This is a genomic window from Bacillus sp. SA1-12, from assembly GCF_000981385.1.
Taxonomy (GTDB): domain Bacteria; phylum Bacillota; class Bacilli; order Bacillales; family Bacillaceae; genus Metabacillus.
In genome coordinates, this window is the sequence record NZ_LATZ01000120.1 from 1 (window position 1) to 22,719 (window position 22,719).

At 38.1% G+C, this 22,719-nt stretch carries 22 protein-coding genes; 2 read left to right on the plus strand and 20 right to left on the minus strand.

Annotation, left to right across the window (positions count from 1 at the left end):
- Window positions 1-128: 128 nt before the first annotated feature.
- From WQ54_RS22000 to WQ54_RS22030, 7 genes are all read right to left on the minus strand, one after another.
- Window positions 129-650 (minus strand): IS3 family transposase, encoded by a 522-nt coding sequence (locus tag WQ54_RS22000; RefSeq protein ID WP_046585775.1) that lies wholly within the window; start codon window positions 648-650, stop codon window positions 129-131.
- 77 nt (window positions 651-727) lie between these two features.
- Window positions 728-2,227: a HAMP domain-containing sensor histidine kinase gene (locus WQ54_RS22005; protein WP_197089651.1), complete on the minus strand. Its 1,500-nt coding sequence runs from the start codon at window positions 2,225-2,227 to the stop codon at window positions 728-730.
- Window positions 2,175-2,855 carry a response regulator transcription factor gene (locus tag WQ54_RS22010; RefSeq protein WP_046587405.1) on the minus strand — a complete coding sequence of 227 codons (681 nt, stop codon included), beginning with the start codon at window positions 2,853-2,855 and terminating at the stop codon, window positions 2,175-2,177. The genes WQ54_RS22005 and WQ54_RS22010 overlap by 53 nt, the downstream gene beginning before the upstream one ends.
- Window positions 2,856-2,952: 97 nt before the next feature.
- Window positions 2,953-4,128, minus strand: coding sequence for an ABC transporter permease (locus tag WQ54_RS22015; protein ID WP_046587411.1), 1,176 nt, complete (start codon window positions 4,126-4,128; stop codon window positions 2,953-2,955).
- Window positions 4,125-4,826, minus strand: coding sequence for an ABC transporter ATP-binding protein (locus WQ54_RS22020; protein WP_046587413.1), 702 nt, complete (start codon window positions 4,824-4,826; stop codon window positions 4,125-4,127). The genes WQ54_RS22015 and WQ54_RS22020 overlap by 4 nt, the downstream gene beginning before the upstream one ends.
- Window positions 4,823-5,860 carry an efflux RND transporter periplasmic adaptor subunit gene (locus tag WQ54_RS22025; protein WP_052737916.1) on the minus strand — a complete coding sequence of 346 codons (1,038 nt, stop codon included), beginning with the start codon at window positions 5,858-5,860 and terminating at the stop codon, window positions 4,823-4,825. The genes WQ54_RS22020 and WQ54_RS22025 overlap by 4 nt, the downstream gene beginning before the upstream one ends.
- A gap of 210 nt (window positions 5,861-6,070) precedes the next feature.
- A complete protein-coding gene (locus WQ54_RS22030) occupies window positions 6,071-6,388 on the minus strand; it encodes a cupin domain-containing protein (RefSeq protein ID WP_046587416.1) in 318 nt (105 codons plus the stop codon).
- A gap of 193 nt (window positions 6,389-6,581) precedes the next feature.
- Here WQ54_RS22030 and WQ54_RS22035 point away from each other — a divergent pair, with 193 nt between their 5' ends.
- Complete coding sequence (locus WQ54_RS22035) at window positions 6,582-7,373, plus strand: alpha/beta hydrolase (RefSeq protein WP_046587419.1); 792 nt, start codon at window positions 6,582-6,584, stop codon at window positions 7,371-7,373.
- A gap of 269 nt (window positions 7,374-7,642) precedes the next feature.
- On the opposite strand, the gene WQ54_RS22040 is transcribed toward WQ54_RS22035, so the two are convergent.
- From WQ54_RS22040 to WQ54_RS22050, 3 genes are all read right to left on the minus strand, one after another.
- Window positions 7,643-8,572, minus strand: coding sequence for a hypothetical protein (locus WQ54_RS22040; protein WP_052737917.1), 930 nt, complete (start codon window positions 8,570-8,572; stop codon window positions 7,643-7,645).
- A 68-nt stretch (window positions 8,573-8,640) separates the two neighbouring features.
- Complete coding sequence (locus tag WQ54_RS22045; protein ID WP_052737918.1) at window positions 8,641-10,029, minus strand: sulfatase-like hydrolase/transferase; 1,389 nt, start codon at window positions 10,027-10,029, stop codon at window positions 8,641-8,643.
- A gap of 186 nt (window positions 10,030-10,215) precedes the next feature.
- Complete coding sequence (locus WQ54_RS22050; RefSeq protein WP_046587422.1) at window positions 10,216-11,112, minus strand: AraC family transcriptional regulator; 897 nt, start codon at window positions 11,110-11,112, stop codon at window positions 10,216-10,218.
- A 352-nt stretch (window positions 11,113-11,464) separates the two neighbouring features.
- On the opposite strand from WQ54_RS22050, the gene WQ54_RS22055 reads away from it, so the two are divergent.
- Window positions 11,465-12,298 (plus strand): phytanoyl-CoA dioxygenase family protein, encoded by an 834-nt coding sequence (locus WQ54_RS22055; RefSeq protein ID WP_046587423.1) that lies wholly within the window; start codon window positions 11,465-11,467, stop codon window positions 12,296-12,298.
- Between the two features lie 425 nt (window positions 12,299-12,723).
- Here the strand turns inward: WQ54_RS22055 and WQ54_RS22060 are convergent, their stop codons facing one another.
- From WQ54_RS22060 to WQ54_RS22105, 10 genes are all read right to left on the minus strand, one after another.
- A complete protein-coding gene (locus WQ54_RS22060; protein ID WP_046587425.1) occupies window positions 12,724-13,557 on the minus strand; it encodes a sugar phosphate isomerase/epimerase in 834 nt (277 codons plus the stop codon).
- A 16-nt stretch (window positions 13,558-13,573) separates the two neighbouring features.
- Window positions 13,574-13,954, minus strand: a complete 381-nt coding sequence (locus WQ54_RS22065; protein WP_046587426.1) for a VOC family protein — start codon at window positions 13,952-13,954, stop codon at window positions 13,574-13,576.
- Between the two features lie 41 nt (window positions 13,955-13,995).
- Entirely contained in the window at window positions 13,996-14,469 is a 474-nt protein-coding gene (locus WQ54_RS22070; protein ID WP_046587428.1) for a hypothetical protein, read from the minus strand.
- A complete protein-coding gene (locus tag WQ54_RS22075; RefSeq protein ID WP_046587430.1) occupies window positions 14,459-14,848 on the minus strand; it encodes a hypothetical protein in 390 nt (129 codons plus the stop codon). Before WQ54_RS22075 ends, WQ54_RS22070 begins: the two co-directional genes overlap by 11 nt.
- Entirely contained in the window at window positions 14,845-15,858 is a 1,014-nt protein-coding gene (locus WQ54_RS22080) for an ABC transporter ATP-binding protein (RefSeq protein ID WP_269431587.1), read from the minus strand. The genes WQ54_RS22075 and WQ54_RS22080 overlap by 4 nt, the downstream gene beginning before the upstream one ends.
- Before the next feature lie 31 nt (window positions 15,859-15,889).
- Entirely contained in the window at window positions 15,890-16,939 is a 1,050-nt protein-coding gene (locus WQ54_RS22085) for an ABC transporter ATP-binding protein (protein ID WP_231597616.1), read from the minus strand.
- Between the two features lie 14 nt (window positions 16,940-16,953).
- Entirely contained in the window at window positions 16,954-18,102 is a 1,149-nt protein-coding gene (locus WQ54_RS22090) for an ABC transporter permease (protein ID WP_084822271.1), read from the minus strand.
- Window positions 18,099-19,097 (minus strand): ABC transporter permease, encoded by a 999-nt coding sequence (locus WQ54_RS22095; RefSeq protein ID WP_046587432.1) that lies wholly within the window; start codon window positions 19,095-19,097, stop codon window positions 18,099-18,101. Before WQ54_RS22095 ends, WQ54_RS22090 begins: the two co-directional genes overlap by 4 nt.
- Before the next feature lie 96 nt (window positions 19,098-19,193).
- The gene (locus WQ54_RS22100) at window positions 19,194-21,152 is read right to left on the minus strand and encodes an ABC transporter substrate-binding protein (RefSeq protein WP_046587434.1); all 1,959 of its coding nucleotides are present in this window, start codon (window positions 21,150-21,152) and stop codon (window positions 19,194-19,196) included.
- 708 nt (window positions 21,153-21,860) lie between these two features.
- Window positions 21,861-22,697, minus strand: a complete 837-nt coding sequence (locus WQ54_RS22105; protein WP_046587436.1) for a carbohydrate ABC transporter permease — start codon at window positions 22,695-22,697, stop codon at window positions 21,861-21,863.
- Between the last annotated feature and the right edge of the window lie 22 nt (window positions 22,698-22,719).

Consider the following 22,719-nt stretch of genomic DNA (forward strand, 5'->3'; position numbering starts at 1 on the left):
AACTTCTTTTACACTCGCATATTTATCCTCTCGATTTAATTGTTTTTCCCAATAATAGTATGTACTACGTGGAATGTCAGCGACTTTAACTAATTCCACGATATCAAATTCATTCTTTAGCTCAAAAATTACTTGCGCTTTGACTTTGTTTGTAATTTTTCCTGTGCTTGAACTAAAGCGTTCAACTTTTTTAAGTAGGCGTTCTCCATACGTAAACGCTCATTTTCAGCCTGTAGAGCCTCAAGCGATCCTTCAACTGGTAATTGTTTTTTAACATTAGTTTTTGTTTCTTTTTTCATGGATGATCGCCCCTTTTTCTTTGGATGTAGGGCATCAATTCCTCCAGTCTCAAATAACTTGCGCCAGTTTCGGATCAAGCCTGGTGAAGAAATATTGAAAATGGCAGCTGCGTCATAAGAGGATATACCCGTGTCTTTCATAAACTTGAGTACATTTAGTTTAAACTCTACAGAATAACTTGTATAGGATTTAATAAATGCTTCTAAACCAAATTGTTCATAAAGGCGTATCCATCCACTTAAGATAGGAGGACTAACATTAACTTCTTCCGCAACTTTATTAATACTTTCATTTCTTTTTAAATACCTTAATACAATTTGAATTTTTTCTTCCGTTGTAAATTTGGCCATTAAAACACCCCGTAAATGTTAGTTTGGTGTCTAACATTTACGGGGCAGATCAATTCTGAGATAGCTTTCTTTTAAAATCATTCTTCGCTTTCAGCAAGCATGCGCAGGGAAAAGACCGTTTTTTCCCCAGAGCTTTTCTTTAAGAACAACTCACCGCCGCCCTGTGCTTTTGCTAAAAGCTGGCTGAACGGCAAGCCAAGACCTAGTCCTCGTTCTACATGTTTTTTGTTTTCTCCTCGATAAAAGCGTTCAAAGATAAACGGTTGTTCTTGCTCAGAGATACCGTAACCATTATCCGATACATCAAGCGAAATAAAACGGCCATCTTTGTATAGCTCAACAGAAATTTCTCCCTTTTTTCTCCCTTTTACAGCATGAAGGCTATTATTTAATAAATTCACGAGGATTTGTTGTAATCTGACATGGTCTGCAATCGCAAAAAGCTGTGGTTCATGTGTTGTAAACGTAAGGTTTACGCCCGCTAATTGCTGCTGGTGAACAATTTCCCACTGATAGATGATCTCTTTTACAACACGGCATAGATCCATTTTTTCTGGATTTACTTTAATCGAACCTGCACTAAAGCTATTAAAATCTAATAAATCCTCCACCATCTTCTGCAGTTTATTTGATTCATTTAAGGCCATTTGGACAAATTCCTTACTCTGATCGCCTGTAACAACATTGTCTCTTACTGCTTGAATCAAGGCACTTACCGATGTAATCGGTGTTTTTAATTCATGTGTCACGCCAGCGAGCAATTCCGATCTCAGAGCTTCAAGATGTTTGAGACGATTCGTCATTTCCTTGAAGGAGGTGACAAGCTGATGTAGCTCTTTTTCCTTCACATCTTCGTTTAATTCAATTTCATAGTTTCCCCGCATTAGTTCTCCAGCCGCTGTTGCGACTTCTTCAACAGGTCTTGCTAATTTTCTGGACAATGAATAGATGACAAACCAGCCTAATATCGCTAATCCTCCTAAGAGTAAAGCAAGCAGCTGATATTCTTCACGATTCATATTCGTTAAATCTGTAATCGGTTGAATAATAATGATGGCACCAATGGTTTCTTCATCATACTTAATAGGCGAAATAACAGCATATGCTGTCCTAAACCGGTCTGATGAAATTTTTTCCACTGATAATGCTTCTGGTATTTCTAATAATCTAATAAGTTCATCTTGCTTATTAGGATCAACATGAGGGCCTCTCGGGCCAAGTGAACGTACTTCTCCATCATTTGTTTTCAGATAAAATTCCAACGGCTCACGATTATTTAATACTTTTTCTCGATCCTCGAGGAACGGGAGTTTATGGCTGAGCATTATGTTACCTTCCTCATCAACTTCAACTACTCGATCCGAGATCTCTTGTGCCAGTAATTTGGTTAATTCCAGCTTGTTTTCGATTGAACTATGCCGTATCCAAAAAATTGAAACGACTGCGATAATAAGTAAACCAATGACAAGCGTGATTAAATAACGTCTTGTCCAATAATATAATAGCGGAATTTTTGACTTTTTCTTATTTAACATAGAATTGGTAACCCAATCCGCGAAGTGTTTTAATCTCTCCATCTGCCTCATCCCATCCGCTTAATAATTTACGAATTCGTTTTATGGCAAGATCAACTGCCCGATCGCTACCTTCATAATCATATCCCCAAACATTTTCAATCAGCTGCTCTCGTGTAAAGGTTTGATTCGGATGCTCTGCCAAAAATAGAAACAAGGATAGATCTCTAGGAGTTAATTGAATTTCGATACCATTTAAGAACACTTGATGAGCAAGAAAATTTATTTTTAATGACCCATAAAGTTTTACCTTATCTGCTTCCTCAAGTTGCGGTGATCTTCTAAGAACCGCACTCACTCTTGCAAGCACCTCTTCTGCAATAAACGGCTTTGTAATGTAATCATCTGCACCGCTGTCAAATCCTTGTAACTTTTGATTCATATCGGATAAAGCCGTAATCATAATGACCGGACAGGAGCTTTTTTCACGAATTTTCTCTAATACTCCCCAGCCATTAAGCTCCGGCATCATGACATCTAATAAAATGAGCGCAGGCTTTAGTTCATCAGCTTTTTGTAAAGCTTCCACACCATTGTAGGCATAGTGTACTTTATAGCCCTCTTTTTCTAAATATGCACCTAACACCATAGAAATGGCGATTTCATCTTCCACGACTAAAATTGTTTTCATCATCTATTTCCTTTTTCCTTTGATTATACTAAAACTACCTTGATTGGAAAAAGGAGTTTGACATCATGATCAGTCAAACTCCACTAAAAATCTTTGTTTAATGTCGCAACGCAGCTAAAGGACTTAAGTTTGCCGCTTTGTTTGCAGGGAAGATGCCAAAAGCAACTCCAATTATTATCGAAAAGCTTACAGCCACACCTACCGCGATCCAAGAAATGGATACAGCCATATCTAATACTTGGGAAAGCGCCTCTGCACTTCCAATGCCTATTAGAACACCCAGCAATCCGCCCAGAGCGCTTAGGACGGTTGCTTCAATTAAGAATTGCGTTAAAATATCCTTCCTTTTTGCACCAATTGCTTTTCGAATACCGATTTCTCTCGTTCTTTCGGTTACAGAAACAAGCATAATATTCATAATTCCGATTCCGCCAACAATAAGTGAAATACTCGCAATACCTGCTAACAGGAGAGTCATTGTATCTGTTACAGATGTTAATGCCTCCTGGATATCTGATTGATTCCTAACATTGTAGCTTGTTTCATCACCGCTAAATTGATTGTAGAGAAAACGTTCAATTTTAGCCATTCCCATTTCTACTGTATCTTCAGTAATCATTTTCACATCCACTGAATTAATCACGGTTTGTCCTAAAAACCGTTGTGCTGTGGCAAAGGGGATAAGGACCATATCATCAACCGTGCCTTGCAGCTCTTCACCTTGTTCCTCAAGAACACCAATTACTTTAAAGGTGGTCCCATCTATTTTTACTTCATTCCCGACAGGGTTTGTAAATCCAAATAATTCTGTTGCAATGTTAGATCCTAAAAGGGCAACCTTGTTGCGGTTTTCTTCATCAATATTTAAAATAAAGCGTCCCGAGCTGACTGCAGTTTCTTGGACATTCTCATAAGATGGAGTAACACCGTTAATGGTGACGCTCTCCATACTTGCTGTGCTATTTTTCACTGTTCCGCTTCCTGAAACGGATGGTGACACAGCCTCTACTTCAGAATAATCCTCAAACCCCATAACCTCATAATAATCAACGACTTCTTCGCTTGTTGTATTACCTTGTATCGAAACTGATACCATTGTCGTTCCTAATGATGAAACATCTTCTGAAACAGATTGTGAAGCCCCTTGCCCTAGTGAAACAAGTGCAATAACTGCTGAAACCCCGATGATAATTCCCAGCATCGTTAAAAAGGCTCTAAGTTTATTGGTTACTATATTTTTAAAAGCAATTTTGATCGCTTGCCCTAGTTTCAATGGACAAGCACCTCCCTTCTCTCAGAGATTTTTCCATCTTGTATGCGAATCACTCGCTTTGCTTGTTTTGCAATTTGTAAATCATGTGTGATTAAAATGATGGTATGGCCTTGATGATTTAAATCCCGGATCAAATTCATCACTTCAATACCCGTTTTACTGTCTAATGCACCAGTTGGTTCATCTGCCAGCAAGATCGGCGGATTTCCAGCAAGAGCGCGGGCTATCGCCACACGCTGCTGCTGTCCTCCTGATAATTCGGTTGGCCTATGGCCTGCTCGGTCAGCCAATCCGACCTTTTCTAAAGCTTCCATCACAATTTCTTTCCTCCGATTGCTGTTTAAGCCACGGTAAATGAGCGGAAGTTCTACATTTTCAAAAGCAGATTGCTTAGGCAATAGATTAAATGATTGAAAGATAAACCCGATTTTTTGATTGCGAACCTCTGCTAGTTGCTTTTGTTTTAAGGAAAGAACATTTTTCCCATCCAGATAGTATTCTCCAGAATCAGGGACATCGAGGCAGCCAATCATATTCATAAGCGTTGATTTTCCGGATCCAGATGGGCCAATGATGGCGATAAAGTCTCCTTTGTTGACGGAAAAGCTGACATCATCTAAAGCTTTAACCGTTTCTCCGCCAAGCGTATAGTGTTTCCTAATATTTCTTATCTCAACGATTCGCTGCTCTTCTATCATTGACCGATTCCTCCCCGATTACCGCCTCCGTCTTGAGGCATTTGTCCGTTACCCATACTGCCTGGGAAGCCCCTTTGCATCATTCTGTCCATACTTTCTTCTGAATCATCACTGGACTGAAGGGTCGGAAGAACCACCTCATCACCAGCGCTTATACCATTGACTATTTCGGCCACTTCTTCATTTTGCAAGCCTACTTCAACCGTTTTTTGTGTAGTTTGTGTTGCACTTTTTGCATCAGTCGCCTCTACATCTGAATTTTGCTGACCTTCTGCTTGTCCAGATTCTGTTGTGTCTTCACCTTCAGCCGGAACAAGTACATAATATTGGTCACCTTGTTTTTGAACAGCTTCAATTGGAACGGTAACGACATTTTCCTTGCTTTCCGTTGTAATCACTGCCTCTGCAGTCATTCCTACTTTGATTCCCGTTGGTTTATTAATCTTTACATTGACAGCATATTGTGCCACACTGCTGCTTTCTGATTCATTTGCTTCTTTTGATACACTTGTTACAGTCCCTGTAAACTCTGTATTTGGAAGGGCACTAACATCAATCTGTGCAGTTTGACCAACCTTCACCTTGGAAATATCTAATTCATCCACATTTACAACCATTTCCAAATTACTGTAATCTGTAATTTCGATCATTTCCGTTCCCATTGAAATCGTATCTTCTGCCTTCACGTTTAATGTTGTTATCTCTCCTGAGAACGGCGCCTCTATTGGATCTAGGTCATCATCTTCAAATGTGATTAAATCATCACCTTCTTCAACCGTATCACCAACCTCAACTAAAACTTCTTCCACAACTGTATTATTTTCATCCGCTGTGATGAGCTCCTCATTAATTGTTGAAATGCTTCCTGTACCGCTTACCGTCACTTCGACATTCCCGGTTTCTGCAACTGCTGTTTGTGTCTCCAAGACAGGGGTGCTTGCTTCCTCCTTTTTACTACTGTAAATCCCATAAGCGGTTGCTCCGCCGCCAATAACTAATACAAGTACGACAACGCTAATGATCCATTTTTTCATCTTTTCTTCTTCCTTTCCTTTTTACAAGATAATCTTATCCTTCTAAAATTTGCTAGCAGAATTGTTTTGTTTTTTGACCTAAACTGTTTACATGTACAAGCATAAGCCCGTAATGTGTCAGGCAAATGTCAGGATAAAATTTACAAAAGGAAATTTGATGAAATAAAAATAACCCCAGGATTAATATCTGGAGTCAATGTTTCAAATCAATTACCTATTTAATAAGTCTTCACGAACCGGGGTAAATGTATCTAGTAAAATGGATTCTTCTAATGCTGTTACACCGTGTTTTGCATTGCTTGGAATATAAATCGTCTCCCCCTGGTTAAGAATTGTTTCCTCTCCATCAATCCTAAAGGCGATTTTTCCTTTTATACAATAGCTCATTTGTTCATGAATATGGCTATGTTGATAGCCTTCCGCCCCTTTTTCAAATTGTACCTCCATCATCATTAAGCCTTCTCCAGGCTGGAAAATCTTCCGCTTTACACCAGGCTCTGCAGACTCCCATTTGCCAATATTCTTCATTAACGCTTCCTCCTATGTAAGATCATGTTAACGCTTGCATACACCTCTACTACTATAGCATAATTGTATCTATGATTTATGTCTTTAGGGGAAAGTTAATTCCTTTTATTCTGAAAATTTAGTTAATAACGCTAAAATGTTAGAATGGAAGATTATCGGTCCGAATAAAAACAAACCATAAGGGGGATATGACATGACTCAGTTATTATGGCCTAATGGAACACCTTTTCAAGATGCAAACCAGGAATTTTCACCGACTATTACACCCTATTTTGCTGAGCGAAATGGAAAGCATGCTACAATCATCGTTTTTCCTGGCGGCGGCTATCAAAACCGGGCACCTCATGAAGGAGAGCCTGTAGCAAAGTGGCTGAACAGCCTTGGAATAACCGCTTTTGTCTTAAACTATCGAGTGTCGCCTTTTCGGCACCCTGCGCCGCTAGCAGATGCTCAGCGTGCCATTCGATATGTTCGTTATCATGCCAATGAATGGGATCTTGATGAACAAAAAATTGGCATTTTAGGCTTTTCAGCAGGCGGGCATTTGGCTTCCACCGCATCAACCATTTTTGAAATAGAAGGCTTGGAAGCGAGTGATTCTATCGATCAAGAAAACGGTCGCCCAGACTTAGCGATTCTGTGTTATCCCGTCATATCATTCACAAACTACTTTCATGAAGGCTCTGCCCTCAATCTTCTTGGGGAAAATCCATCGCATGAGTATCGAGTCTCGTTATCTAGTGAAAATAATGTTTCTGCTGCTACACCGCCAACATTCCTTTGGCATACAGCTGACGATGCTGCAGTACCTGTTGAAAATAGTCTTCTTTATGCACAGGCATTAAGCAAAAACAGCATTCCATTTGAATTGCATGTTTTCCCCAATGGACGTCATGGTTTAGGATTAGCAGAGGATGATGCAGTGGTTGGAAAGTGGACTGAGTTATGTGGTAGCTGGTTGAAAAAGCAGGGGTTTGCAGAATAGTTTATTCTAAAAATTTGCTTGTTGGTTTTCGCTCATGTGTTCCGCGGAAGGCTGCCAAACCTCCTGGGTACCGTTCGCTTGTGGTATCTCCGTTTGGCTCGCTTTTCTAAGCAGGAGTTTTCCACCTCTTGCTGCACTAAATATAGTGCCAAAATCTAAACAAAGAAGGTTAACTAAAGGCAATCGGTCATTCACCGATTGCCTTTAGTCCTGCACTTCACTTCTCACCTCTGCATAAGTAAGGGGAAAAGATGACCCTGCTCTCTCTTTTATACTCTTTTCAATTTTGTTACCCTGCCATCTGAAATCCACTCTACTACGTAAACATTTCCTTGTGAATCCACACAAACACCATGAGGAGAGCTAAATCTATCAGGACGGTAATAAGCTTTTGGCAGATTAGGCCAACCTTCTTGTTTATAGGCCTGTTGATCCTCCCCAAGATGGCAAACAAGACAGTCATGCTGATCAAGCACGGTTACCCGGCTATTTAAATCTGGAATATAGACGTCGTTGCCATAAAAATAGAAGCTGCAAGGTAAGTCTAAATCTTGATCTACAAATCGTTTATGTTCCCCTTCTAACGTAAAAACTTGAATTCTATGATTCCTTCTGTCAGCAACATAAACCTCAGGTTCAGGACCTCGTAAATTAATAGAGATGCCATGAGGCTCCAATAATTTACCAGGCTCGCTCCCGTGTCCTCCCCAAGATCTAATATAATCTCCTTTAGAATTATATTGATGAATATAATATTGCCCGTAGCCATCACTAATGTAGATATCCCCATTTGGCCCCACGCAAACATCTGTAGGGATATATCTGCGCTTTTGATCGTAAACATCCGGGAGCTCTGGTTGACTCAATTCCAGCAATATCTCTCCATTTATTGACGTTTTTACCACTCGGGAACTTGTAATATCTGTGATATAAAAATACTCTTTCCCGTCTCTATCTTTGTGAAGATAAAATCCATGGGCACCGCCCTCAAATTCACTTCCCCATGAGGTTATATAATTGCCTTCTTTATCAAACTTGATGATCGAATCTTTACTTGTATTGAATATGTATACATTATCGTTTGAATCGACACAAACTCCATGAGTATATCCGTATGTCATCCCTTCAGGAAGTTTCCCCCATCCAGATTCTACCTCAAAAAGAAGTGAACTATTCCCCACCGCAATGCTGCCAGTCATAAATAACATCCTCCTTCATCATCATTTATTCACCCTGCCTAAAAACGATTTGTACCATTTTTAAAGAATCATAGCTTCCTGCCTTGCAGCAGCTGTGTTTTCATCCACTCGTTTTCTACTAATCCGTCTCCTTCTGAATGAAGCCGTAAATAGAGCTTTTCCCTTAAATCACTTACTATATTTGAAAAAGCTGATTCGTAAATTTGATTGACAAGTTCATACGGGTCCTCTTTAAGAAAATATAATTCATCTACATCTGTTGTATTCCAAATATACTTCCAATCATGATTTCGAATCATTCTTTGTGTATATAAGCCGAATTGTTGTCCATTATAGGTTGATACAACCTCTGTTCTCCAATTTGGACTAGTATTATTTATTAATGGAACAAGAGACTGACCGACAAAGAAATCTGGAACATCAATCTTTAGCCATTCTAGAATAGTAGGTGGAAGATCCAAAAAATTATAGACAAAATGATTGCAAATTTGTTTCGATTTAATCATCCTTGGCCATCTAATAATGAATGGAACCTTCACTACTTCATCATATAAGACATAGTGTTTATCCAGCATTCGATGCCCGCCGCACATATCTCCATGATCACTTGTGTAAATGACAATTGTATCTTCAGCAAGCTCTAATTCATCCAAAGTTGCTAATATCCGGCCAATAGCCTCATCTACTTGACTAATGATTCCGTAGTACCTTGCTACAATCGGCGCCCAGTCATCCCATGTGAAATGCTCAATCTCCCAATTGTATAATTGCTGTTTTTGAATATATGGTTTATTTAAAAAATCATCATTAAAATTTCTCCAAATCGGGATCTCCTTCGGATCATACAAGTCAGAGAACGGCTTCGAAGGTCTACAAGGCAAATGAGGTTCAGAAAAATTGACTCTAATATGCCATGGCTCACTATTACGTGTAAACTCTCTAATCATTCCCATCGTTTTTTGGGCTGTCCAATGTGTCTGCGACTTCTCGACTGGAATAGGGTTATCTTCTCCAAAATAGGATTGTTTAAAAGTAACATCTGGATAATTCTCTTTTTGAAAATGGTTATACTGTTTTTCATCAATATATTGATCATAACCATAATGTGTTGGGTCGACTTTTGGATGTACTCCCCATTTCCCAATATAGCCGGATTGATAATTTACTGCTTTTAATTCCCTGGGCCATGAGTATTCAGACGGCTCTAATGCACAAATTTTTAGCCCATTGTTAAAATTCCATAAACATCCAATCTCCTCAGGCCGTCTGCCATTCATCAAAGATTGTCTGGAAGGGCCGCAAACAGGCAAATGTGAAAAGGCATTTGAAAACCATATGCCGTCTGATGCCAGCTTATCGAGATTCGGTGTATGTACAGGGTAGTTTTTACTATACCCGATGCAATCATATCGTTGCTGATCAACAATAATCATTAGGATATTGGGGTGTTTTTTCATTTACTTCACCTTTTCAGGACAACTTAATATGGTTATATTATCTCTTTCCGCGAAATATCCAAATCAATCTCATCATAATACCTTTTTTCTGGTTCATTCATTTCATAATAACTTAGCCTTACTTTTTTCTCATTGCCCATTCCGACATGTTAATGGTCTATTCAGCCATCTTTCTTTACCTTTCTATTAAATTTCAAGACTTTGGAGTTTATATTCTGTTGGCGTTAATCCAGTTTCTGATTTAAAGTTTCTGCAAAAATAGTGGAGACTCGTATATCCTAATTTTATAGAGACTTCTTCAATGGTTTTTACTTCTAATAATAGCTGTTTCGCTTTCCTTATTCGTTCTTGGATCAAATATTGTTTTGGTGAGCAGCCTGTTGTTTCTCTGAATAACGAAGCAAAATAGGTTGGGTGGTATCCGCATAGATCTGCCAATTCAGCTGAGGACCAGTTTATATTTGGCTGTTTTCGGATAGCTTCCAATGCAGGTGCTATCTTTCTCCTTTCCCCAGAAGAATGCTTCCCATTTATTTCGTTTCTAATAATGATTGTAATTAATTGAGTTAATAATCCTCTCAGAACAAATGTATATCCGGGTTCTTCAAATCGATATTCTCTTACAATTTGAGAAAATAGGCCTTCAACTATAGGCAAAATAAAATGGTTAGGAAATTTTACTTCACCATGTTCTTCTACTTGAATCAGATAAGAAGGCGAAACAAAATGAATAAGTTCTGTTGCAGTACAATTTTTAATTCCGGGTAATGGATGAATCGGTATTAAAGAATCCTCTTCCCAACTGAAATGAATACTAGTAAACGTAAATGGGTCTTTTTTTGAAGAAATCAGCTTGTGAGGACTCTCTCCCCCGTAAAACACACATTCACCTGGATTCAAGTGGTAAACATTTGTTCCAAGCATTAATTCCGCCTTACCCGATATTACGTAAATGAGCTGGCAATCGGGAATTGTCCTCGGCCCCCAAACTTGCCCCGGTTCAGCAGTCATTTTATTTGCGAAGTTTACAGTGGGCTTTAACATTGATAATTTCCCTATTTCTATTTTTTCTTTGGTTATCATAACGATGAATCCCCCGTTTTTTTGTCAATCGCAAACACCTGTGAAAAGTGCAAATAATTTTTCGAATATTCTAACGACATGTATAAGCCAAACTTGCTATCATCTACTTACAAAGAGAATAAAGAAAAAACAAAAGAGGAAAGAGGTGAAAAACCATCCTAAACAGCCATCCGATAAACCAAAGCGTTTTGTGCACAAGTGATGGTAATCTAAACAGTAAAATGAAAAGACATTGCAAAAACTGCAAAAAATGCAGCCTTTATTCTCAATACTCCGACTCCAAGACCGAGCCTCTCTTGCTTCATTCTCAAAATGAAAATAATAATCCCAATTAATCGAAAGGATGAAGAACATGTTAACAAACGAACAATTAAAGGAATTTGAAGAGTTTGGTTATATCAAAGGCGATGTTGTATTAAGCGATGCTGAAGTGGATAAACTTCGTGAAGAATTACAACTAGTCATGGATGGAAAATCAGTAAAAAAACCTGTCCTTAATCGTAATCTTTTAGATGGAGAAAAAGATTATGGAATGTCCATTTCTAAAAAAGAAACAGTAGTACAAATTGTTAACATTTGGATGGCTAGTGATGAATTTTTCCAACATGCCTGCAATCAGAAAATTTGTGAAGAGGTTGCCCAATTAACTAAAACAGATACATTAAGAATCTGGCATGATCAAATTCAATATAAACCGCCAGTTACTGGAGGACCTACTGCATGGCATCAAGACCACCCCGCATGGCCTATTATTCAACCAGCAGATCTTGTCAGTGCATGGGTTGCTCTTGATGATGCAACAATTGAAAACGGCTGCATGTGGATGGTGCCAGGAAGTCACAAATGGGGTAATCACCAAGAATACTTAGCAAGTGACGCTCAATTTATGCCGTACCATAAACAACCGGAACTTTTGCCAGTTGGAGCTAATACAAAAGCTGTTCCATTTGAAATTAAAAAAGGGCAAGTTGGATATCATCATTGTTTAACTTGGCATGGCAGTCCTAACAACCGTTCAGATCGAAAACGCCGCGCGATCGCAGTTCATTATATGCCTGGCCATACACGTTTTGAACCCACTGGTTCGCATCCGATGGAGGCTCATGTTCATGTACAGCCTGGAGAAATTCTTAAAGGTGATGATTTCCCAGTTGTATATAAGAAAAACTCAACTATAAAGATATAAAACAACTTTTCAGGCTGTCCCTTAGCATTAAACGTAACTAGGGGCAGTCCTTTTGTTTGGATATCATAGTAAAAACAAACTCTGTTTCTATGAAATAGGAGTGCGAAGTGATTGATTGCAGCGTGAGAAGCTCGCTTTCCATGGAGTGGGCAGTTACCTCCTCTGCTTATACGCATACGGTCTCACCTGTCCGTTCGCACCCCCGCTCCAATCAACCTTAAACAATTTTCGTCAAGAACCTCTTTAATATCAAAAATCTCTTAGAAAAAATCCTTAATGAATGGGCCTCTTCTCTAATCATATTGATCTGGTGAAACTCTGCAAACTAAGATCAGCCTTTACCTTTTTAGCTAACATATACCTCCTTGGGTATGAAGAAAATAAGAAATTCGACAAGCATATAACTTATCGAATCTCTCATTTTTCTATTTTAACGTTAGCGCCAGTTCATCAAATTTCACGACACGATCCCGGATTTTACAGAAGTTGTCCCTAGTAACATATTCTAAGATAAATGGAATGCCTTCTGTATGTTTATGATACAATTTTAAAAACAGTGGCCAATCTATGTCGCCATCACCTATTGCACGTCCATATGTATCATTTACTTTACGATCTTTTCCATGGAAGTAAGCAATATGCGGGGTTAAATAAGAAAACATTTCTTCCTCTGAATTATTGGCAATTAAATTGGCTGGATCAAGCAATACTTTAAGCCGATCAGAACCAACTTGATTAATAAAGTCCACTGTTCGTTTAGCACTTGGAACAACATCAAGAACACAAGGCTCTAATGCAATCGAAACATTATAATGCTTAGCTTTTTCTACTAACCATTTTACATTTTCAACAAGTCTCAAAAAGGCAGTTTCATAAGTTTCTGCATTTATCCCCCTCATACCAGGAATAAACCCGCACTCACTTGAAACATAAGGAACACCATTTATTGAAGCAATTTCCATTAAGCGTTCAAAGTAAGATAGATTTTTTTCCAATTCCTTTTCATCAGGTTCTAATAAATTGGTAAACACACCGATTGCCGTTACCTCAATTCCATTTATTCTATATGTTTCTACTATTTCTTTACTTCTCTCATCTGATAAACTAGAAAGGTCTGATCGACCGTTATATACCCAATAATTAGAATCACTTTGTGAAAAACATAATTCTGTCCACTTAAACCCATTCTTTGCCAATAGCTCAGCAGTTTCTTTGTTGCTTAGTGCAGGAAAACTTCTCGATACGACACCAACATTCATTATTGTCCCCTCCTTCTTATTGATCATTTCCTAAAGGCCGCTCAAAAAATGTTATAAGTACTCCATTAGGATCAAGCAGAGAAAATTCTTTTAATCCATAGGGTTTTAATTGTAATTTCCCATTGGGATGGAGAAATTCTCTTTCCTTATACATTTCATATAGGTCATCGATATTATTGGTTTCAATGCGAATAACCGACCAATCACATAAATGTTGATCAGATGTATGATAAAGATGAAATTCGACATGCTCGTTTTTCAAACCCGCATATGAAAGCGGATCACCGTCTCTTATATGATTTATAAATCCTAATTGATCCGTATAAAATGTTACTGTTTTTTCCATATGAATGGCAGGAACGAGCGGAACTAGACTTAACAGCTTTGATTTTCCCATCAACAATCCATCCTTTTTTAAAGTGACCTTCACTTAATCAATTAAGATGTTAAATTATTATTTTTGTTGATTAGCTTATTTCTTGTCATTTTCTTTGCCATAATGATTAATCCGGCTCCGGCTAAACATTCAATCATGGCGATCAGTATGTTACTAACACCTGCAGAATAACCAATGGAAATCATAATCAGCTTACAAATAAAAAATAACAGGGCCTGGGAACCAGATATAAGAAAAAACGCGGGCCATATTGCCCCTTCCCTATACCCTTTTCGATAATAAAAATTGCTTGCATAAACCAAAACTAACCATCCGATTCCAAGGAGCAAAAAGCTAAAATTATCAATGGCAGGGAGGCTCCAGAAATTAAAGGAAACATGGGTTAATGTAATCATCAGTGTTTCTCGAATCGTAAACCATAGAAGGATTCCAATCACCGCTGTTACAACAGAAAATAAATAGGCTAGAAACATAAGGAAGTAATTCTTTTTTCTCGTTGCAAAATTAGATCCCATTCTCTTTTCCTGCCTCCCATTTATTACGTGTTTTCTGTAAATCTGAAAGGATCATTGAACGTGTTTCTTCATTCTCTACTAATTTTGTTTTCTGAATATAATTGACGATCTTGTTAAGTTTTTTCATATATGTTTCATTTGCATCTTGTTTAAGTTTTGCCATTTTTTCGTGCTGTCCACGCTTCTGCAATTTCTTACACTTTTGTTTAAATCTTTCTGACCATAGTTTTGGTACTTCTCCCTTTGTAAGTTCCTCTAAAACCATATGCTTTTCGCCTATATATTTTCTTGAAAAGAAATTCATAAACCAAATGGATGCAATCATAATCAAAAAAACAGATAAAGCAAAGATTAACATCAGGAGAAAGATCGTATTCATATGGCGACTGCCCCTTTTAATTCGAGCTCATTAGCTAAGTGACAGGCAACTTGATGACCGCCGCCAACATCTTTAAATGCTGGTGCTTCCTGCTTGCAAATTTCTTTTGCATAAGGGCAGCGAGGGTGGAAATAACATCCTGAAGGCGGGTTTGCTGGATTTGCCACCTCACCTCTAAGAATAATCCGTTCCTTTTTTAGTCTCGGATTTGGCATTGGTTTTGCCGACAATAAAGCTTCTGTATATGGATGTTTAGGATTTGCAAACAACTCTTCTGTACTTGCCATTTCAACCATTTTTCCAACGTACATGACACCAACCCGATCAGATATATGCTGAATGACTCCTAAATCATGTGAAATAAATAAATAACTTAAATGAAATTCCTTTTGTAAATCCTGGAGCAGATTAATAATTTGCGCCTGAATCGAAACATCGAGAGCAGAAACTGCTTCATCACAAACGAGAAATTTAGGATTGGTAGCCAAGGCACGGGCAATACCAATCCTCTGCCTTTGCCCTCCGCTAAAAGCATGAGGATAACGCTCAAGGTGGCGGCTGTTCAGACCGACAACCTCCATTAAATCTTTCACTTTATTTTTAAGATCTTCACCTTTTGCGATTTTATTGCAAATAAGCGGCTCTCCGATAATATTTAACACAGTCATTCGTGGATTTAACGATGAATAAGGATCTTGAAAGACCATTTGCATATCTCTCCGGATATCGCGCAAACCATTGCCATTCAAATCCATTACTTCGACAACTTCATCATGACGATTTCTAAATGTTACCGATCCGCTTGATGGCTCAATCGCTCGTAATAAACTTTTTCCAAGTGTTGATTTCCCGCAGCCAGATTCGCCAACAAGACCAAACGTTTCTCCTTCATTTATATAAAAGGAAACATCATCAACAGCTTTGACATGTCCAACTGTTTTTTTTAGGAAGCCCTTTTTAATAGGAAAGTATTTTTTCATTGATTGTACGTCTAAAATCTTGTTAGGAATATACATGGCAGCTGTCTCCCTTTCGTCATTTTTACTCAGCAAGGATACATCTAACATAATGACCCTCCTTCACTTTTACTAAAGGAATGTCATCAACATTACATCTCCCATCCATCGCTTTTTTGCAGCGGGAATAAAATCCGCAGCCTTTTGGAAGATTAATAGGAGTAGGAACTGTGCCTTCAATTGATTCAAGACGTTGATTTTTCAACGCGATCGAAGGGATGGATTGTAACAATCCTTGCGTATATGGATGACGCGCGCCAAAAAATAACGTGTCAACATCTGTATATTCAACTACTTTTCCTAAATACATAACTGCAACATCATCAGCCATCTCTGCAATGACACCAAGATCATGTGTAATAAAAATAACTGCTGAACCAGAGTTTTCTTTTAACTGATTGATTAAGTCCAAAACTTGCGCTTGAACGGTAACGTCCAGTGCCGTTGTCGGTTCATCTGCAATTAATATAGATGGATGACAGCATAATGCCATCGCAATCATCGCCCTTTGCCTCATCCCTCCGGAAAGCTCATGAGGATATTGATCAATTCTTTGCTCAGGATTTGACATTCCTACCTTTCTCAGCGTATCTATCGCTATTTTACGGGCTTCCTTTTCATCATTAGTACCATGTAATAAAATAGCTTCAATTAATTGATTACCAACCGTATGAATCGGAGAAAATGCCTTCATTGGCTCTTGGAAAATCATTGATATTTCGCCGCCGCGAATATCACGCACTTCTTTCCCTTTTGGGTGTAATTTACCGATATCAACAATTTCACCATTTTTCCTTCTCCGAAATTTAATTTCTCCCTCTACCTGTCCTGGAGTTTCGACAATTTGTAAGATGGCTTTTGTTGTCACACTTTTTCCGCTGCCGCTTTCCCCGACAATTCCGAGTGTTTTCCCTTTCTTTAATTGAAGGTCTACACCATCGACCGCTTTTAACATCCCTTCATCTAATTTAAAATAGGTTTTTAAATTCGTTACTTCTAAGATAATTTCCTCATTATCGTGTATACTGGTTTCTTGTAACCTGGAAGTCTCTATTGTTTGCCGATTTCCGCGCAATTTCCATACCTCCTTTATTTATATGGGTCTGCAGCATCCCGAAGGCCGTCGCCAAGGAAGTTAAAGACAAGTACTGCTACAACAATAAAGGCCGCTGGCCATAGTAACCATGGGTGATGGGCTAAGTTTTCTAATTTTTGAGAATCTCCTAATAGCACTCCCCAGCTTACGACTGGAGGTTGTAATCCTAATCCAAGAAAGCTTAGTGAGGTTTCACCAAGAATTGTAGCTGGTATTGAAATCGTGACATTAATAATGATGTAGCTTGCAAAAGAAGGGATCAAATGTTTTGTAATGATGCGTAAATGACTTGCTCCGCATAATCTTGCAGCCATCGTAAAATCTTCTTCCCGCAATGATAAGATTTTCCCCCTGACTACACGGGCTAGCCCAGTCCAGCCGATAATTGAGAAAATCATGATCATCCCAAAATAAATCTTAGTTGGAGACCAATCAGCTGGAAGTGCTGCTGCAAGAGCCATCCATAACGGAATAGCAGGAATACATAATAAAAGGTCAATGAGACGTTGAATAATCGTGTCAGTCACACCACCGAAGTACCCCGAAACTCCTCCAAGAATAATTCCTAAAATGACTGTAAAGACGATTCCTAAAAATGCAAATGAGAGTGATATCCTTGATCCGTGCAGAATTCTTGTAAATAAATCTCTTCCCAGAGAGTCTGTTCCCATAACAAAGAAAGGTGCATCTTTTTCTTTTACCCCGATCAAATGAATATTTGTCTCGAATAGACCCCAAAATTTATACGATTCTCCCTTAACAAAGAAGTGTATTGGATATTTTTTTGATGCATCTTCTTGAAATGATTTTCGAAATGTTTCCTGATCCATTTCCTCCTTTATATCGTATACAAACGGTCGAAAACTAAAGCCCTTTTCAGGATCTACAAAATGGATCTTTTGCGGTGGAGCAAATTTATACTCGGAAAATCGTTCTAATGGAACATGCGGACTTAAAAATTCAGCAAACGCTGCAATAATAAGAAGTATTATCAAAATTGGTGCTGAAATAATGGCAAGCTTATGTTTTTTAAACTTCCACCACATCAATTTCCACTGTGATGCTACCTCATAATCATTTTCCAGTTCTTTATTGTTTGTGACATGAACAGGCTGTTTATTCTTTCTTAGAATGGGGATCATTCCTCAACACCTCCAAATCTAATCCGAGGATCCACCCACGCAAGTAATATATCTGAAAGTAATGTCCCTATAACCGTCAATATACTGAGAATTAAAATAAAGCTCCCAGCAAGATACATATCCTGCGTCATAAGGGCATCTAACAGCATCGGACCTGTAGTTGGCAAATTAAGTACAATAGAAACAATGGCTTCTCCGGAAATAATGGCAGGCAGCGTCCAGCCGATTGTGCTAATCAGCGGATTAATGGCCATTCTTACTGGATATTTGAATAATAGTTTTCCTTCTTGTACGCCTTTTGCACGAGCTGTTATGACATATTGCTTTTGCAATTCATCAAGGAGCATCCCCCTCATAACCCTGATTAAACCAGCGGTACCGGAAGTACCAATAATTAGTGTGGGGATCCAAATATGCTTAAGTAAATCGATGAATTTGGCAAAGCTCCATGGGGCATCTGCATATTCAGGTGAGAATAGACCTGTAAGGGCAACTCCTGTATTAACAAAAACAGTATAAATAGCAACAAGAGCTATTAGGAAGTTTGGTAAAGCGAGACCGATAAATCCAATGATTGTAAAGACATAATCCATAAAGGAGTATTGGCGCACTGCAGAATAGATACCAATTGGAATCGCAACGATCCATGTAAAAATTAACGTGCAAATTGAAATAATAACGGTTAATCCTAAACGTTCACCAATTACATCAGAAACCGGCTCATTCCAGGTAAAAGATCTTCCAAAATCCCCATGCAAAAGGATATTTTTAATCCAAATAAAATATTGAATATACATCGGTTGATCCAAGCCATATTGTGCTTTCAAACTTTGAACCGTACCATCAGATACATCTGTCCCAGCCATTTCAAGCTGCTGTATATAAGTTGTTAAATAATCACCTGGGGGTAATTGAATTAAGGCGAATGATATAATGCTAATGGCTATCAATAACGGTATAAGTTGGATGAGACGGTGACCAATGTATGTTAACATGATCCGGACCTCCTTTTTTCTTCAAAATGGAAGGAAGGAAAAACTTAAGCAGTGCTATCCCGAACTACCTAAGTTTTCCTTTTATTTTTAGCTTACTTATTTTTTAAAGTACATTTGCTCACCAGCGAAATTAATGCTGATCGCTGTTCCTTTATCTGTGATATTCCCGAGCTTTTTATTTACAATTAAAGGTTGTTTTACATTTTCAATATGAATGAAATAAAACACATTCTTCTTCATTTCTTCTCTAATTTTATCTTCAATTGCAAACGCTTCCTGAGGAGTGCTTACTTGAAGCTCATCCATCAGTTTGAAGAATGTTTTCACATTTTCAGGAGGCTCCTCTCCTTTTTGGCCGCCAGATTGCCACCATGAATCCCAAAGCGGTCCCCAGAAAGTTTCACCATAGTCTGACATGTAATAAAGCGGTGTATGTGTCCACATAATAGAAGCCTTTATTTCATTTGCTGTATTACGTGTGCCCCATAAAGTACCATCAATTGTTTTAACAGTTGCATGAATACCGACTTTTTTCCACATTTCTACTAACAGCTCTGCAAGCGGAACGATATCAGGTGCTGCAGCCTGTACTTCAATCGGTATTGAGAATCTCTTTCCATCAGGGCCGATACGATAACCGTCTGCCCCCTTCTCCATTCCCATTTCATCTAAAAGCTGATTAGCTTTATCAAGGTCTAATGTGCTATCAACCATTTCAGATGGTTCTGCAAATCCAAAGTAAAGTGACTCAATAATTTCTTCTCTGTCAATGGCATAATTTAAGGCTTGTCTGAATCGTACATCTTGTACAACTTTACGCCATACTGGATCATCATACGTTTGATTTAAAAACACATCAGACGGAGTTACGTGCATATTTGCTAATAATGCTTCATAACCGCCTTTGTCAGCATTTTCCCGATAAACCGGCATTTTATTTAATGCAGTTGTTTCACGAGAAAAATCAACTTCACCCGCAATCGTTTTCAAACCAACAACCTCTGTATCCTGTACAATCGTACTTTTGATAGAATCAATATATGGCAGCTGATTTCCTTTGGCATCAACCTTAAAGTAATACGGGTTTCGTTCATAAATGGCGAACGTCTTATCCATTTTTGTCATAACCCAAGGATATAATGAAGGAAAACCAACTGCATTGGCATGACTCATTTCTCTTTCGGTAATGTCCATATAGTTAAAGTAGTTTACCCATGTGGACTCTGTATCTTCGCCTAACTCAGCTTCAGCAATAAGCTTCTCTAGTTCTGCCTTGTCTGCATAATCTTTATGAAACTGCTTTAAGTAATGAGCAGGTTTCAAAAGATCCGCATATCCACGCCAGTTTTGAATGGCTAAAGCAATTGGAAAGCCCCCATACGGCTTGTCAAAGCTGATTTTAAATGTATACTCATCAACAACCTCAAGCTTCATGGGAGTTCCTTGGGCATTTCCGCCTGAATGCAGCCAAGCAGGCAATATTGGCATGATTTCTTTATTAAATAAAACATCCTCTACAGCAAACCTAACATCCTCAGTCGTAACCGGTTTACCGTCAGACCATTTCAATCCTTCCCTCATGAAGAATGTAAAGACCATCTGATCTTCACTGACTTCATAGTCCTTAAGAACATTTCCAGTAACCTCTTCACCGAGAATACCAGGGGTATTTAATAATGGCTCATTGCTCATAACAAACAAATCTGCATCCCAGTTAGGAGCACGTGTAACCGTGTTAAGCTGCCCGCCGTAGTTCCCAATTTCTAATTGGAGAGATTCTGCAGGCATTTCGTTAGGTAACTTAGGTTCCTTTGGCAGCCTTTCTTTTACATCGGGCAGTCCTTTATCATCGAGCACTGGTGATTGGTGAAATTCTGTAATTTGGGAAACATCCACATTTTTAGCAACTTCTTTATTCTCATCATTATTGCTGTTTGAATCCTGTTCCCCTTCGCTATTCGGCTTGTTGCTTGCACTTTCATTATTCGTGCAACCAGCTAGGATAAGGGATATCGATAATATAAATACAAAGGCCAACTTTATTACAGTCTTCATCCTTTTCCCCCTCGCGGATTCGCTAGATTTCATTCCACTCATTATTTTTCTATTCTAAATGTTCAGATATCTAATCTCTCACCTCCCTTTTCTCAAAAATTTTAAGTATATGGTGAGTTCATTCGTTAATGTTCAAAACGAAGAACGTTTACCATCTTTCATTTGGAAAATTTCGCTTCCTTAAAAATATTGAATATGGAATTTTTCATTCTATCAACTATTCTTCAAGCAAATCAATATCATTTACCTATTGCCGTGTGATGTAATAGCATCTATATTCTTCTTTTTCAAATGAATGGATACTAAATCAGTTTGGTTTTTATAGTGTTTGTGAGGTTCTTATGATGGTATAAAATTGAAGATTCTTTCATCTTTTATCAGATGTAGGCTTTATATTGATACCCACAAGTAAGCGCTATCAAAATATGTTTTTACATTTGTTGGAGAATATTTGGAGTTTAGCCAAATTAGTCCAAACTTCATGTTCCCTAAGAACCAATTTGACTGAAAAATAAACGTAAATAATTCTATCATTACATTTTTACTTAGTTTAATTTATGAAAAGTAATATATCGTGGTCTATTAGGACAAGTTTTTTGGTCTATTCGGTCAATTAACATGCTTTTCTTTTTCATTTCGTTTTCCGTATCATGTCTTTGCAATGTAGAGATATAAAAAAGCCCCATAAACATGGGACTTTTCAACCTATTATTTCATACCGGAAATCGTATATCCTTCGATAATATGCTTTTGGAAAAGTAAGAAGATAATAATAATTGGAACAACCATAAACGTTGAGCCGGCCATTTGTAATGCAAAATTTCCGCCGTATTGTCCTTTCAATAATGCAAGTCCTACTGATAACGTATATAGGCTCTCATCATTTGCGATAATTAACGGCCATAAAAAACTATTCCAGCCAGCTATAAATGTTAGTATTCCTTGCACAGCCAGAATCGGTTTGGAAATCGGCAAAATAATTTGGACAAATACCCTGAATTCACTTGCTCCATCAAGTCTTGCCGCTTCTAATAATTCATCCGGAATCGTGGACATAAACTGTCTGAATAAAAAGATCCCAAATGCTCCTACTAGACCAGGCAATACAATTCCTGGCATCGTATTGGTTAATTGTAATTGATTTAGGATCAAATACACAGGGATCATTGTTACTTGTCCGGGAATCATCATTGTTGCTAAAACTAAATAAAAAAGTGGCTGCTTCCCCATAAATTCATATTTTGCAAATGCAAAGCCTGCCATAGCATTTAAGAAAAGTCCAATAAATGAACAAAGAACAACGATAACTGTATTGATTGTATATTGTCCAAAATTCATATTATCAAACAAATAAGAAAAATTATCGAATGTAAATTCTTTTGGCCACATAGTCGGCGGAATTTGAAGGATTTCACTTTCAGGTTTAAACGCAGATAGGATCATCCAAATAAATGGGATAGAGACTAAAAATCCTCCGATTGTTAAAACAATGCCTAATATCCATTGCTTGGTGCGCTGATTATTAACATATTGATTTGCTTTCATTTGGGTCACCTCGGATTTCTCA